Below are 13462 nucleotides of genomic sequence, written 5' to 3' on the forward strand. Positions count from 1 at the left end.
ATCATGCCTCGTCTATTTGCCCCCCTGTTGCTGCTGTGCCTGGCGTTTGCCAGCAGCGCCCAGGCCAGCTACATCACCCGCCAGTTGAACAAGCCGGTGCCTGGCGGCGTCGCCGTCGTCGACCTGGGCCCGGCCGCCACGGCCCCGAGCGCACGCTTTGATGGCAAGCCAGTGCTGGTGGTCAGGGAGCAGGACACCTGGCTGGCCATCGTCGGCCTGGCGCTGACGCAAAAGCCCGGTACTGCGCAGCTCACCCAGGGCACCCGCACCCTGAGCTTCAACGTCGGCAGCAAGAAGTACCCGGAGCAGCGCATCACCTTGAAGAACAAACGCCAGGTCAACCCCAACCCGGCCGACCTCAAGCGCATCGACGCCGAGCTTGCCGAGCAGATCAAGGCCTACCGCAGCTTCAGCCCCAGCCTGCCGAGCAACCTGATCCTCGACAAGCCGGTCAACGGCCCGCTGTCGAGCAAGTTCGGCGTGCGCCGTTTCTTCAACGGCGAAGAACGCAACCCGCACGCCGGCCTGGATTTCGCCGTACCCGCGGGCACACCGATCAAGACCCCGGCCAACGGCAAGGTGATCCTCATCGGCAATTACTTCTTCAACGGCAACACGGTGTTCGTCGACCACGGCCAGGGCTTTATCAGCATGTTCTGCCACATGTCGAAGATCGACGTGAAACCCGGCCAGCAATTGAGTCGCGGCGCCGTGGTTGGCCGCGTCGGCTCGACCGGTCGTGCCACCGGCCCGCACATGCACTGGAACGTCAGCCTCAATGATGCACGGGTCGATCCGGCAATTTTCATCGGTGCCTTCCAGCCCTGACGCCGGTTTGCGCCATTCAAAAAGACCGCGCAACTGGCGCGGTCTTTTTATTCATGAAGCGCCATAAAATCTCGACAATCTGCATTTTTTAAGCATTTATCTCAATTTTTTCGCAAGGCTTGCCATCTTTAACCCCACTGGTTAGGGTTGAAGCCATGAAAACCTTTCAGACCCTCATCCTGCTTCGTCAACATCGCAGCCTCTGCCTGGTCAGTGCACGACTACCAAGCTGAATCGCGTCGCCTCGCCTTTTCATCTCGTTTTCGTTCGGCGGGCCCCTTTCAAGGCCGCACATTCAAGGATTGCTTTCATGACCATGCTCAAAGACCCTTCGAAAAAATACAGCGCCTTCGCGACCGTCAACTTGCCGGACCGCACCTGGCCTTCGAAGACCATCACCCAGGCGCCGATCTGGTGCAGCTCGGACCTGCGCGATGGCAACCAGTCGTTGATCGAGCCAATGGATGCGGTGAAGAAGCTGCGTTTCTGGAAAACCCTGGTCAGCGTTGGCGTCAAGGAAATCGAAGCCTCGTTCCCGTCCGCTTCGCAAACCGACTTCGACTTCGTCCGTACCCTGATCGAAGATGGCCACATCCCGGATGACACCACCATCCAGGTGCTGACCCAGGCCCGTGAAGACTTGATCGCGCGCACCTTCGAATCCCTGCGCGGGGCGAAAAAGGCCATCGTTCACCTGTACAACGCCACCAGCCCGTCGTTCCGCCGGATTGTCTTCAACCAGGACAAGCAAGGGGTGAAAGACATCGCGGTGAACGCGGCGAAACTGTTCGTCAAATATGCCGCCCAGCAGCCGCAAACCCAGTGGACTTTCCAGTACTCGCCAGAGACCTTCAGCGCCACCGAACTGGAGTTCGCCAAGGAAGTCTGTGATGCGGTGATCGAGGTGTGGAACCCGACCCCCGAGCACAAGATCATCCTCAACCTGCCGGCCACCGTCGAAGTCTCGACGCCGAACATCTACGCCGACCAGATCGAGTGGTTCGGCCGCAACGTCAAGCGCCGCGACAGTGTGATCATCAGCCTGCACACCCACAACGACCGTGGCACCGGCGTTGCCGCCACCGAACTGGGCCTGATGGCCGGCGCCGACCGTGTCGAAGGCTGCCTGTTCGGTAACGGCGAGCGCACCGGCAACGTCGACCTGGTGACCCTGGCGTTGAACCTCTACACCCAGGGCATCAACCCTGAGCTGGATTTCTCCGACATCGACGGCGTGCGCAAGGTAGTCGAGGAGTGCAACCAGATTCCCGTGCACCCACGTCATCCGTACGTTGGCGACCTGGTTCACACCGCCTTCTCCGGCTCGCACCAGGACGCCATCCGCAAAGGCTTCACCCAGCAGAAGGATGACGCCAAGTGGGAAGTGCCGTACCTGCCGATCGACCCGGCCGATATCGGCCGCAGCTACGAGGCGGTCATTCGCGTCAACAGCCAGTCGGGCAAGGGCGGTATCACCTACCTGCTCGAACAGGAGTACGGCATCAGCCTGCCACGGCGCATGCAGATCGAGTTCAGCCAGGTGGTACAGGGTGAAACCGACCGTTTGGGCCTGGAGATGACTGCCCAGCAGATCCACTCGCTGTTGCACCGCGAGTACCTGCAAGCCAACTCGCCGTACGCGCTGGTCAGCCATCGCCTGCAGGAAGAGAACGGCCACAGCGCGGTGGAAGTGGAAGTCGCCGGTGAAGGCGAAACCACCCTGCACTGGCGCGGCAAGGGCAACGGTGCCCTCGAAGCCCTGGTGGCCGGCTTGCCGATCGCCGTGGAAATCATGGACTACAACGAGCATGCCATCGGCGCCGGTACCAACGCCAAGGCAGCGGCCTACATCGAACTGCGCGTGGCCGGTGGTCGTCCGGTGCATGGCGTGGGCATCGATGAAAACATCACCACCGCCAGCTTCAAGGCGCTGTTCAGCGCCCTGAACCGTTCGTTGAGCCAGCAGGCAGCCAAGGCGGCCTGAGCCGCGAGCTGAGCCAACGCTGCATCTGAAGTGCCCGCCTCCTTACCGAGGCGGGCACTTTCGTTTGTGCCGGTGAAAATCGCCGCTCAGCTTGTCGGCAACCCCCGGTATACTCCCCTCCTCGCTTTACCTTGCGCTGTGCGCACATCATGAAAGGACACTCGATGAGCAACTACCTCGAGCGGGCACTGAGCGGCCTGCGCACCATCGGCATCAACCTCGTTCGCCCCGTTCAGGACGCTCCGGTCCTGGTGTTGCTCGACCGCATAGCACAGTACGACTCCACCAAAGTCACCTCCATCGCCACCGTCCTGCAGCAGTCCACTGCCTTCAACAGCATGGTTCGCGAGCAGATCGAGGGCATGGACATCTCAACCCGTTTCATGGACATCACCCAGAGCTTCACCTCGATCCGCGAAGACGCCGCGGCCATGGCCGGCTGGATGGATGACGGGCGTCTGGACAGCATGGAAAAGCTCAAGCTGGCGTGGATGAACGTGCGCCGCGGATCGATCCCCAGCCGCTTCAACGATATTCGCGACAACTACCTGCAGGTGTGCAAGTCGGCCAACGACCAGATCAGCCGCGAAAACGTGATCCTCGAGTCTTACATGGACTTTCGCATGGCCATGAAGGCTGCCGAGGTCGAAGCCCAGCAGGTGCTGGCCATTGCCGGCCAGGCCCTGGAGCAGCGTACAGTCGAACTGAACGAGGCGAACCAGCAGGTCGCCGCTGCCGAATCAGCCGAGCCTGCCCAGCGCGCCGCCCTGGAACTGCGCCGCGATGAAGCCGTGCGTGCTGTGCAGGACGAGGACAAACGCTACCAGATCATCAAGGACATCGCCGATGACCTGAAGGTCGGTTACAACACCGCCGAGATGGTCTTTGCCCGGATCAATCAGGTGCATGTGATCAAGGAGCGCCAGTACCAGCGCATGGTCTCGTTCTTCTCGACCAATGAGGTTGTGCTCACCGGCCTTGCCGTTTCGTTCACCGCCAACAGTGGCCTGGCTGAGGCGACCCACACCCTCAACGCCACCACCGACGGTATCAGCAAGGGCCTCGAAGCCCTGGGCAGCACGGGCAACCAGCAGCTCGAAGCGGCGGTCAAGGCCAGCTACGGCTCGACCATCAAGGTCGATTCGGTGCGTGCCCTGGCCGATGCCACGCTGTCGTTCCAGACCGATATGAACGGCCTCACCGAAACCTACCGGGCAGAATCGAGCAACGCCTCGCGCGACATCGCTGCTGCGGTCGAGGATGCCAAACGCAAATTCGCCGCGCTGCTCAGCAAGGCGGCCTGATGCGCAGTATTCCACTCTCCGAACAGCTCGGAGCGATGGCCTTCGTCGACGAATTGCGCCATCAGCAGATGCAGGTCCAGGAACACCTGGACTTGCCCAAGCGCCGCGCCGAAGTCGCGGCGCGTATTCGGGCTTATTACCAGAGCCACAACATCGCTTTCGACGAGGCCTTGATCGACCAGGGCGTGCGCGACTTCTTTGCCCGCCGCCTGATGTTCGAAGCACCACCGCTGAGCTGGCGGCAAAAGTTGCTGAGCAAGGCATCGATGGCGCGCAGCCAACTGGTCAAGCTGGTCCTGGCGATCATCGCCGCAGCGTTGATCACTCAGTGCACACGTATCGTCCATGACAGCGGCATTACGATCGAGATTGAAAACAGTGCCCGTGACCTGCGCGGGCATGATGAAGACGTGCGTAGCGAAATCCAGCTCAAGCACAAGCAGCTTGAGCAGTGGCAGCAAAAAGCTTTGGCCCAGCCCGATGCCGCCGTCAGCCGCATCCTCGATCAGGTCCGGCAAACCTTGCCGCCGCTGGATCAGACTTTTGCCAGCGATGTGCCGCAGTTCGTGCACAAGACCAACCGCGACAGCGTCAAGGCCCTGGTCGAGAAACATCAGGCGCAGATCAAACAGGCCCGCAATGCCTTGTACTCGGCCAGGTCTGCCTTGAGCACGGTTGAGGGCATCTACGAACAGCGCGACAAACTGGCCAGGCTCTTGGCGATGCCGGCCTACACCGAAGGCCTCAAGCCGTTCCCCAACCTCAAGGAACTGGCCAGTTCGGCTGACCAGCAACTGCAGCAAGTCACCGATAGCGATACGCTCAAAGTGGCCGGCAACCAAGTCAGCAAACTGGATCTTGAGATCGACCGCATCCGTTATTGGCTCGAACAGATGACCCTGCGCGATCAGTTGCAGCAGCGCCTGCAAGCGATGCCGCTGGCCGCCGGTGACCGCGCACAACTGCAAGCGCTGCTCGCGCAAGCCAACAACAGCTTGCATGACCAGAACGTCAGCCAAGTCCGCACTCAACTTCAGCACCTCAAGCAGATGCTAGACTTCGCCGCCCTGCCATTGACCATGCAGATCGTTGACCGCACTGGCGTCAAGTCCGGGGTCGAGCGTTGCTACGACCCCGCCGGCTGCAACCACGGCGAGGACACCGACAAGGGCAAGAGCTGGTTCCTGGTGGTCGAGGCCACCGACGCAGGCGGCATCAGCGCGCAAGTGCCGGTCACCAGTTCCGAAACCGGCAACCAACGCTGGACCCGCTTGTTCGCCGTACGTGTGAGCCAGGCCGAATACCTCAAGGTCAAAGTGGACAAGCTCGACGATGGCCATATCGACGACCGCCTGATAGGCAGCAAGGCTGCCAACTCGCTGACCCTGCGCTTCAACCAGCGCACCACGGGCAACCCTGACATGATCATGGACTGGTGAACACATGACCCCTTCTACCCTCACCGGCACCGTTGCCCAGAACGCCCGCAGCAGCGAGGCGTTACTGCGCAGCGCCGAGCAACTGCTGTCGACCCTGAGCGATCAGGAAGCGCGCCTGGAACAGGACATCCTTACCCGGCTGAGCAACATCGCCACGCTCAAGCTCGAACATCGCCCAGCCCTGGACCAGGACACCCTGGTGCAACTGCAGGCACGCCAGGACGCCGAAGCGCAACTGCGCGCCGAGCTCGCCCGGGTCGAAACCGATATTGCCGTGTCGCTGGCCGACCAGCACGCCGTGCGCAGTCGCATTGACAGCATCGACCGCGAGGTCAAGGATCAACTGGCGCTCGAGCCTGGCTGGTGCGAGCTGGGCGAGCAGTTGCGGGCCGCGCAAGAGGCCAACAGCGAAGCGATCACCGGCTATCAGGAGATCCGTCAGGAGTGCGTCGACAAGCTGCCTTCGTACAGCGCCAACCCGATCTACTACCACTTGCTCAAGCGCGATTACGGCACTGAACAGTACCGCTACAACTTCCTGCACCGCTGGCTCGACAATAAGTTGGCCAAGCGCGTCAACTTTGTGGGTAACCGCAACAACGAGCTGATACTGCGGGCCATGCAGACCCGTAACGAAGAACTGCAAGGCGAACGCCTTAGCCTGATCGCCGGGCTGCAGGACGCTGTCGAGGAGCGCCTCGCCCAGGCACGTACAGTGGCGGGCATGGACCCGCTGACCCGCGAAGACGTCACGCTGAACAAGCACATCGTCGCCGCCAAGGCCCGGGCCAACGAGCAGCATCAGCAATTGGCCAACTTTGCCGGCAAACAGGACCCGCATTACCTGCGCATCCGTCAGAACATCACCGAGCGCCTGCAGGCGCAGACCATCGAACAACTGCTGGTCGAAGTACAAAAGACTCCAGACGACAACGACGACAAGATCGCCGCCCAGCTCAAGGAGCTGTACCCGCGCCTGCGTGAGGTCCAAGACCGCCTGCCCGAGCTGCGCGACCAACATGACCGCGCCCTGCGCGACTATGAGCGGGCCAAAGAACTGGAGCGGGCGCTGCGCACCGACTATTACCGTGACAGCGACTACAGCTACCACACCACCTTGAGCATCGAGCGCCTGCTGGCCGACTACATGACCCGCGACCTCAGCCTGCACGCGCTGGAAACCGTGCTGCAAAGTGGCCGACGCCTGGTGCCGCGCAGCTCCTCGTCCAGCAGCGCTTCATCATCCAGCTGGTCGAGCTCCGGTTCCAGCAGTTCAAGCTCGAGCTCAAGTTCCAGTGATTACTCCACCTCGAGCAGCAGCGGCGGTGGCAGCTTCAGTACCTCGGACAGTTTCTGAACAGAACAAGTAAACGCCTCTGGACGAGGCGTTTTTTAAAGGTCAACGTCTGTTTCCCGCCGTGTAGTCAAAACTCCACTTACCCGTAACACCCTCGCGCTGGAATCCTTCATAAAGTACGGCCTGGTTGATCTGCTCCCAACTCAGCGGGTTGACAGCGTTGTAGTGTTTCAAAGGAACAATTTGCGGCGACGCCACTGAGGAGAGATAGACAATATCCGGCCGAACTACACGGTTGTCCTTGTCTACGAGCGGCATAAGCAGCCGATACTTGAACAACCAATCCAGCTTGGCCGCCGAGGTCATCTGATGGGCATAGACAATATGAACCTGATAAATGTGAAACCGATTGGGTCCCTTCACCGTCAGGCTGCGTTTAGTACTGATCGACTCCGACCACACTTCGTTGTACAGCGTGCTAGAAGTAATTTCAGAGCCTATATTGATAGCGCCGAAATTGATGCTGAATCCGTAACTTTGATCAATACTCGCGGTAAAGCTCTTGCTCAAGCCCTCGGTAATGGTGACCTCCCTGGTTTGCTCTGAATTTTCATAGGCAGTCACCGTATCGGCATAGACCAGATACGCAAATATCGGCCGTGTATAGGTTGCCCACGATTGCCCGCCATAGGCGACATCACCATAGGTGGTATTGCCCTTTATCCAACATCCGGGCTGCGGCGTATCCTCGCCAAACAGGTAACGATCGATTTCGTAAGAACCTTGCTTGAAAGGGAATTGTGCAATCGCAGGTGATTTCTTATTCATCATGGGCGCTCCTTGCCTCGGAATCAGTATTGCTTGCGCAGGTTGTCGCGTGCATCCAGGTCCAGACTCCACACCCCCGTGTTGATGCCGGGGGAGTGACCATCGATCAGGATCGTTTTCATCAGGCTCTCCCTTGAAAGCGGCTCCAAAAGCTGCTGATCTGTCGCGCAAGCGCCTAACTGGCTAGTTGCCACTGACGACAGGAAGTACAGGTCTGCACGCCCATCACTGCGGCCTACGAAACGCCGGGACAGGCTGAACAGGCTACCGACAGCGTCTGCTGCGCCGACTACACAATGGGCGTACACCAAGTGCATCTGGTAGATTGAGTAAGTTGTGCTGCTCGGTAACAGAAAGGTGTGTTGACGGGCCTTCACCCTCGCCCACGCCTGCTTGTCAGAAAAGCCTGTCATTAACTCGGAATGGGTGTTGACCACATCAATCGCGGGCGACACTGCGTAGTCTTTCTCCGCCCCCTTGAAGAACCATAATTCATGACCCTGGGCACTGCTAACGTTGGGCGTTTGATCGGTACCTGGATGCCGCAATTGGGTGTCCACATATGCCAGGTAAGCGAACACGGGACGGGTGAAGGTGGCCCATTTACGCCCACTGAAGGTGAAATCGCCATACACCGTTTGCCCATCGACCCAAGCGCCAGGCCTGAGTTGTTGGCCGTCCATCAGATAACGCACGGTTTCAAACGACCCACACATAACGGGAAAGCCTAACGGCTGGTAACTTTCGTCATTATTAGCGTCTTGCATTACGCACCTCGGTTGCAAATCCTTGAGCCTTGAACCCTACGGCGTAACAGGTCGGCTCAGCAGCTGGATCCCCTTCCCTGGCCTTGGTAGCACCTCGACAAAATCACAGGCAAAAAAAAAGGTGCGCCGACCAAGCGCACCTCAAAGCCGTGTAGCACACAACGAATTCGGTTTCAGTCCAGCAGTGCCAGAGCCTCGGCGCTGCACGCCTGGATACGGGCCCAGTCACGGTTGTTGATCCAGCTGCTGTCGAGCATCCAGGTTCCGCCCACGCACATCACATTGGCCAGGGCCATGTACTGCTTCACGTTGCCCGGGTTGACCCCGCCGGTGGGGCAGAAGCGCACGTCGCCGAACGGGCCGCCATAGGCCTTGATCGCCGCCACGCCGCCGCTGATCTCGGCCGGGAACAGCTTGAAGCGCCGGTAGCCGAGGGCATAGCCCATCATGATTTCCGACGGCGTACTGATGCCTGGCAGCAGCGGGATGTCGCTGTCGACGCCCACTTCAAGCAAATCCTGGGTAATGCCCGGGGTAACCACGAACTGCGCACCAGCGGCCTGGACCGCGGCAAACATGTTGCGGTCCAGCACGGTGCCTGCACCAATGCACAGCTCCGGGCGCTGCTCGCGCAGCACCTGGATGGCCTTGAGGCCGTGGGACGAGCGCAAGGTCACTTCCAGGGTCTTGATCCCACCGGCTGCCAGGGCATCGGCCAGAGGCAGGATGTCTTCTTCGCGGGCGATGGTGATCACCGGCAGAATGCGCGCCTGGGTGCAGATCTGATCGATCCGGGCAATCTTGTCGGCCATGGAAGCTCCCGGCTGTTTCAGTTCATGCGTGGTCATAACGGCGGATCCTTGGCTCATGGGCACCAGTAAATATCCAGAGGGTCTTGTAAGAAGGCGCGAATCGGCATCTCGGCCAGGTCGTTGCCAGCCAGCGCGGCGCGCAGGGTAGCGAGTTTGCCCGGGCCTTGCACCGACAACGCGGTATAAGCGGCGGTCGCCAGCAGGGCGCGGGTCATGCTCAGACGCTGATGCGGCACGCTCGGCGCCAGCATCGGCAGGCAGCGACGGGGGCTAGCCGGGTCAAGGCCTTGGGCAAGGTTCGGGCTGTTGGGAAACAGCGAGGCGGTATGGCCGTCATCGCCCATGCCCAGCACCAGTACGTCGATTGCCGGCAGTTCGGCCAGCGCCAAGTCAGCTTCCTGCGCGGCGGCTTCGAGGCTGCCGGCAGCACGGTAGAGGCTGAAGAAACGTGCCTTGGCCGCAGGGCCGGTCAACAGATGACGCTTGAGCAGGCCGGCGTTGCTGTCGGCATGTTCCACCGGCACCCAGCGCTCATCGGCAAGCGTCACCAGCACCTTGGACCAGTCCAGCGGCTGCTTGAGCAGCGCGGCAAAGAACGCCACCGGGCTGCGCCCCCCGGAAACCACCAGGGTAGCCTGGCCCTTGGCCGCGATTGCAGCATTCAGGCGCCCTGCCACGTCCCTGGCCAAGCCTTCGGCCAGCGGTGCTGCAGCGTTGTAATCATGCGCCGTCAGGTTCGTCGGCAGTTGCAGTTCAGATATCGCCATACCAGGACCTCCCATCGCGGGTAATCAGTGCAATCGAGCTCATCGGCCCCCAGGAACCGGCGGCATAGGGCTTGGGCGCATCGCCGGACTGTTTCCAGCCGGCGATCAGTTGATCGCACCACTTCCACGCGTATTCGATTTCGTCTTTGCGCACAAACAGGTTCTGATTGCCGCGCATCACTTCCAGCAACAACCGCTCGTAGGCATCGGGGATCCGCGCACTACGCCAGGTATCGGAAAAATTCAGCTGCAAGGGCCCGCTGCGCAGCTGCATGCCTTTGTCCAGGCCCTGCTCCTTGGTCATCACCCGCAGGGAAATACCTTCGTCCGGCTGCAGGCGGATGATCAGCTTGTTGCCGATCTGCAAACGCTGTTCCGGGGCGAAGATGTAGTGCGGGGTTTCCTTGAAGTGGATGACGATCTGCGACAGCTTTTGCGGCATGCGCTTGCCGGTGCGCAGGTAGAACGGCACTCCGGCCCAGCGCCAGTTACGGATATCGGCGCGCAGGGCGACAAAGGTTTCGGTGTCGCTCTGGGCGTTGGCGTTGTCTTCTTCCAGGTAACCGGGCACCGGCTTGCCTTCGCTGTAGCCGGCGATGTACTGGCCACGCACCACCTGGGTGCTCAGGCCTTCGCCCTTGATCGGCGCCAGGGCCTTGAGCACCTTGACCTTCTCGTCGCGGATGCTGTCGGCCGAGAGGTCGCTGGGCGGGTCCATGGCAATCAGGCAGAGTAACTGCAGCAGGTGGTTCTGGATCATGTCGCGCAATTGCCCGGCCTTGTCGAAATAGCCCCAGCGCCCTTCGATGCCGACCTTTTCGGCAACGGTGATTTCCACGTGGGAAATCGAGTTCTGGTTCCACTGGGTTTCGAACAGGCTGTTGGCAAAGCGCAGGGCAATAAGGTTCTGCACCGTCTCCTTGCCCAGGTAATGGTCGATGCGATAGACGCGGTTTTCCGGAAAAAACTGGGCCACGGCGTCGTTGACCCGCCGTGAGGATTCCAGGTCATGGCCGATGGGCTTTTCCAGCACCACCCGGGTACGGGCGCTCAGGCCAGCTTTGTCGAGGTTTTCGCAGATGCCGCCATACACCGCCGCCGGGGTGGCGAAATAGGCGATCAGTTGGCTGCCGCTGCCGACCTGCTCGGCCAGGGCCTGGTAGTCCTCGGCCTTGAGGAAGTCCACATGCAGGTAGGTCAGGCGGGCAAGAAAGCGCTGCAGCACCGGCGCCTCGAGCTGCCCGGCAGGCACGAACTCTTGCAGGTGTGCCTCGATCGACGCCAGGTGCTCATCGACACTGCCCGGCTCGCGGGCCAGGGCCAGCACTCGGGTATCGGCATGCAGCAGGCTGGCCCGGTCGAGCTGGTAGAGCGCCGGGAACAGCTTGCGCAAGGCCAGGTCGCCAAGAGCGCCAAACAGGGCAAAGGTGCAGGGTTCAACGCTGATCGAGGCCATGATGTTAGTTCTTTTATCAAGTTGACGTAGAAATACCGTTTTCAATCGCAGTTTTCAAGGAATAATGTAGTAAAAACCACAACATTTTACTCAGTGGACAGATTCAAGTGGTGTGCCATCCATGCCATCAGTACGATAGGCCACCGTGTCAAAAGCCCGCTGCTGTCGCCAGCCGGGTGCCTCATCGACCCAAGGAAAACACCCATGGACCGCGTGCGAAACCTCCTGGAGCAGATCCAGGGCCGCCTCGAAGAGCTGAACAAGGCTGAGCGCAAAGTCGCCGAAGTCATCCTGCTCAACCCCCAGCAAGCCACCCGCTTCAGCATTGCCGCCCTGGCCCAGGCCGCCAAGGTCAGCGAGCCGACGGTCAACCGTTTCTGCCGCTCGTTCGGCGTCAGCGGCTACCCCGAGCTCAAGCTGCAACTGGCGCAGAGCCTGGCCAGCGGCGCCGCCTACGTCAGCCGGGCAGTGGAAGCCGATGACGATCCGGCCTCCTACACCCAGAAGATCTTCGGCAGCGCCATCGCCTCGTTGGACAGTGCCTGCCAGCAGCTTGATCCGCAGCTGATCAGCCGCGCCGTCGACATGCTGATCCAGGCCCGGCAGATTCACTTCTTCGGCCTTGGCGCCTCGGCGCCGGTGGCCCTGGATGCCCAGCACAAGTTCTTCCGCTTCAACCTGGCGGTGTCGGCCCATGCCGATGTGCTGATGCAGCGCATGCTGGCTTCGGTGGCCCACACCGGCGAGCTGTTCGTGATCATCTCCTACACCGGGCGTACCCGCGAGCTGGTCGAAGTCGCGCGCCTGGCCCGCGAAAACGGCGCCTCGGTACTCGGCCTGACCGCCGCCGACTCGCCATTGGCCAAGGCCAGCAGCCTGAGCCTGAACATTCCGCTGCCGGAAGACACCGACATCTATATGCCGATGACTTCGCGGATCATCCAGCTGACCGTGCTCGATGTACTGGCCACCGGCATGACCCTGCGCCGCGGCGTCGACTTCCAGCCGCACCTGCGCAAGATCAAGGAAAGCCTCAACGCCAGCCGCTACCCGATCGACGACGAACTCAACTGAGCAAGTGCGCCTGCAGACGCAGGTGCGCTTGCTCACCCGGCGCCAGGCTCAGGCTGTCACTGCTGCCGCTGGCCGCCTCGACACAGACGAAACCCAGGGTTTCGCTGCCACTGACGCCCATCAACGGCCGGCTGCCGGGGTGCCAGACCACAGTGTCTTCGCTGTCACCGGTATCGATGCACAACTGGCGCTGCCAGGCCGGATCGTGCAACTGCAGGGTCGCCGCATTGGGGAATACCCGCTGGCAACCACCGTGGACCTTCAAGGCGCCCTTCTGACGGCAGGCCTGACGGTTCAAACGGTCATAACCCTCAATGTTTTCTAGCCCAGATAGCGCTATCTCAGAAACGTCACTAATACGCCAGTAGGCCAGCAGAGCATGACTCAACTGACAAGGCTGGCTGTCCTGATGCTCGGTACTCAGTTGCAACTCCATGCGTTTGCCCAGCCTGGCCAGCAGATCGACCTGCCAGTCACACAGCTGCAGGCGCCATTTGAGGGTCACACCGTCCTGGTCTTCGCTGCTGTCGATCAGCTTCCAGTCAAGCAGGCGCGCCCAGCCATGGGCCGGCCACATGTCTTCGCTGGGGTGACGGCCGTACCAGGGCCAGCACACCGGCACACCGCCACGGATGGCACCAACTTGCGGCCACTGCGCCGCACACCACAGCCAGGGGCGCTCGCCCTGCGGCTGGAAGTGCAACAATTGCGCGCCCTGACGGCTGAACACCGCCTGGCATTGCGGGTGATCGATGATCAGCACATCGCGCTGCTGGTAACGCTCCCACTCGAAGGTCGGCCGCGGCCTCTGCGAGGTGAAGAAACGTTGTAGCGGGTGCTCTGGCATGGCGGGAAACTCTTGTTGTTAGTGAGGCCGCATCGCGGGTCAAGTCGGAACGCCGCACC

Annotated in this window: 12 protein-coding genes; 6 read left to right on the top strand and 6 right to left on the bottom strand. The window is 61.0% G+C overall.

Annotated features, from left to right (window positions below; genetic code table 11):
• Positions 1 to 3 precede the first annotated feature (3 nt).
• The 5 genes from F8N82_RS19585 to F8N82_RS19605 all read left to right on the top strand — a co-directional run bounded on the left by F8N82_RS19585 (position 4) and on the right by F8N82_RS19605 (position 6912).
• A complete protein-coding gene (locus tag F8N82_RS19585) occupies positions 4 to 828 on the top strand; it encodes a peptidoglycan DD-metalloendopeptidase family protein (RefSeq protein WP_038996872.1) in 825 nt (274 codons plus the stop codon).
• A gap of 310 nt (positions 829 to 1138) precedes the next feature.
• Positions 1139 to 2812, top strand: a complete 1674-nt coding sequence (leuA, locus tag F8N82_RS19590; protein WP_038996873.1) for a 2-isopropylmalate synthase — start codon at positions 1139 to 1141, stop codon at positions 2810 to 2812.
• A gap of 164 nt (positions 2813 to 2976) precedes the next feature.
• Positions 2977 to 4116 carry a hypothetical protein gene (locus tag F8N82_RS19595; RefSeq protein ID WP_038996874.1) on the top strand — a complete coding sequence of 380 codons (1140 nt, stop codon included), beginning with the start codon at positions 2977 to 2979 and terminating at the stop codon, positions 4114 to 4116.
• Positions 4116 to 5555, top strand: a complete 1440-nt coding sequence (locus F8N82_RS19600) for a DUF6384 family protein (protein ID WP_052251577.1) — start codon at positions 4116 to 4118, stop codon at positions 5553 to 5555. The genes F8N82_RS19595 and F8N82_RS19600 overlap by 1 nt, the downstream gene beginning before the upstream one ends.
• Positions 5556 to 5559: 4 nt before the next feature.
• Positions 5560 to 6912 carry a hypothetical protein gene (locus F8N82_RS19605; RefSeq protein WP_038996875.1) on the top strand — a complete coding sequence of 451 codons (1353 nt, stop codon included), beginning with the start codon at positions 5560 to 5562 and terminating at the stop codon, positions 6910 to 6912.
• 42 nt (positions 6913 to 6954) lie between these two features.
• Here F8N82_RS19605 and F8N82_RS19610 read toward each other — a convergent pair whose 3' ends face one another.
• The 5 genes from F8N82_RS19610 to zwf all read right to left on the bottom strand — a co-directional run bounded on the left by F8N82_RS19610 (position 6955) and on the right by zwf (position 11482).
• A complete protein-coding gene (locus tag F8N82_RS19610; RefSeq protein WP_052251578.1) occupies positions 6955 to 7683 on the bottom strand; it encodes a monalysin family beta-barrel pore-forming toxin in 729 nt (242 codons plus the stop codon).
• Positions 7684 to 7703: 20 nt separating this feature from the next.
• Positions 7704 to 8447: a monalysin family beta-barrel pore-forming toxin gene (locus F8N82_RS19615; protein ID WP_038996876.1), complete on the bottom strand. Its 744-nt coding sequence runs from the start codon at positions 8445 to 8447 to the stop codon at positions 7704 to 7706.
• A 173-nt stretch (positions 8448 to 8620) separates the two neighbouring features.
• Entirely contained in the window at positions 8621 to 9295 is a 675-nt protein-coding gene (locus tag F8N82_RS19620) for a bifunctional 4-hydroxy-2-oxoglutarate aldolase/2-dehydro-3-deoxy-phosphogluconate aldolase (RefSeq protein WP_038996877.1), read from the bottom strand.
• A gap of 17 nt (positions 9296 to 9312) precedes the next feature.
• Positions 9313 to 10026 (bottom strand): 6-phosphogluconolactonase, encoded by a 714-nt coding sequence (gene pgl / locus F8N82_RS19625; RefSeq protein ID WP_038996878.1) that lies wholly within the window; start codon positions 10024 to 10026, stop codon positions 9313 to 9315.
• Positions 10013 to 11482: a glucose-6-phosphate dehydrogenase gene (gene zwf, locus F8N82_RS19630; protein WP_038996879.1), complete on the bottom strand. Its 1470-nt coding sequence runs from the start codon at positions 11480 to 11482 to the stop codon at positions 10013 to 10015. The genes pgl and zwf overlap by 14 nt, the downstream gene beginning before the upstream one ends.
• Before the next feature lie 213 nt (positions 11483 to 11695).
• Here zwf and hexR point away from each other — a divergent pair, with 213 nt between their 5' ends.
• Positions 11696 to 12556, top strand: a complete 861-nt coding sequence (gene hexR / locus F8N82_RS19635) for a DNA-binding transcriptional regulator HexR (RefSeq protein WP_174242320.1) — start codon at positions 11696 to 11698, stop codon at positions 12554 to 12556.
• Here the strand turns inward: hexR and F8N82_RS19640 are convergent.
• Positions 12549 to 13403 carry a D-hexose-6-phosphate mutarotase gene (locus tag F8N82_RS19640; RefSeq protein WP_038996881.1) on the bottom strand — a complete coding sequence of 285 codons (855 nt, stop codon included), beginning with the start codon at positions 13401 to 13403 and terminating at the stop codon, positions 12549 to 12551. The two genes, hexR and F8N82_RS19640, sit on opposite strands and share 8 nt — an antisense overlap.
• Positions 13404 to 13462 lie beyond the last annotated feature (59 nt).

The organism is Pseudomonas fluorescens, from assembly GCF_902497775.2.
Lineage (GTDB): Bacteria > Pseudomonadota > Gammaproteobacteria > Pseudomonadales > Pseudomonadaceae > Aquipseudomonas > Aquipseudomonas putida_F.

Coding starts and splice junctions, on each gene's coding strand:
- pgl (WP_038996878.1), bottom strand. CDS start 10,026: ATGGCGATATCTGAACTGCAACTGCCGACGAACCTGACGGCGCATGAT.
- F8N82_RS19600 (WP_052251577.1), top strand. CDS start 4,116: ATGCGCAGTATTCCACTCTCCGAACAGCTCGGAGCGATGGCCTTCGTC.
- F8N82_RS19605 (WP_038996875.1), top strand. CDS start 5,560: ATGACCCCTTCTACCCTCACCGGCACCGTTGCCCAGAACGCCCGCAGC.
- F8N82_RS19615 (WP_038996876.1), bottom strand. CDS start 8,447: ATGCAAGACGCTAATAATGACGAAAGTTACCAGCCGTTAGGCTTTCCC.
- F8N82_RS19585 (WP_038996872.1), top strand. CDS start 4: ATGCCTCGTCTATTTGCCCCCCTGTTGCTGCTGTGCCTGGCGTTTGCC.
- F8N82_RS19595 (WP_038996874.1), top strand. CDS start 2,977: ATGAGCAACTACCTCGAGCGGGCACTGAGCGGCCTGCGCACCATCGGC.
- F8N82_RS19610 (WP_052251578.1), bottom strand. CDS start 7,683: ATGATGAATAAGAAATCACCTGCGATTGCACAATTCCCTTTCAAGCAA.
- F8N82_RS19620 (WP_038996877.1), bottom strand. CDS start 9,295: ATGACCACGCATGAACTGAAACAGCCGGGAGCTTCCATGGCCGACAAG.
- zwf (WP_038996879.1), bottom strand. CDS start 11,482: ATGGCCTCGATCAGCGTTGAACCCTGCACCTTTGCCCTGTTTGGCGCT.
- leuA (WP_038996873.1), top strand. CDS start 1,139: ATGACCATGCTCAAAGACCCTTCGAAAAAATACAGCGCCTTCGCGACC.
- F8N82_RS19640 (WP_038996881.1), bottom strand. CDS start 13,403: ATGCCAGAGCACCCGCTACAACGTTTCTTCACCTCGCAGAGGCCGCGG.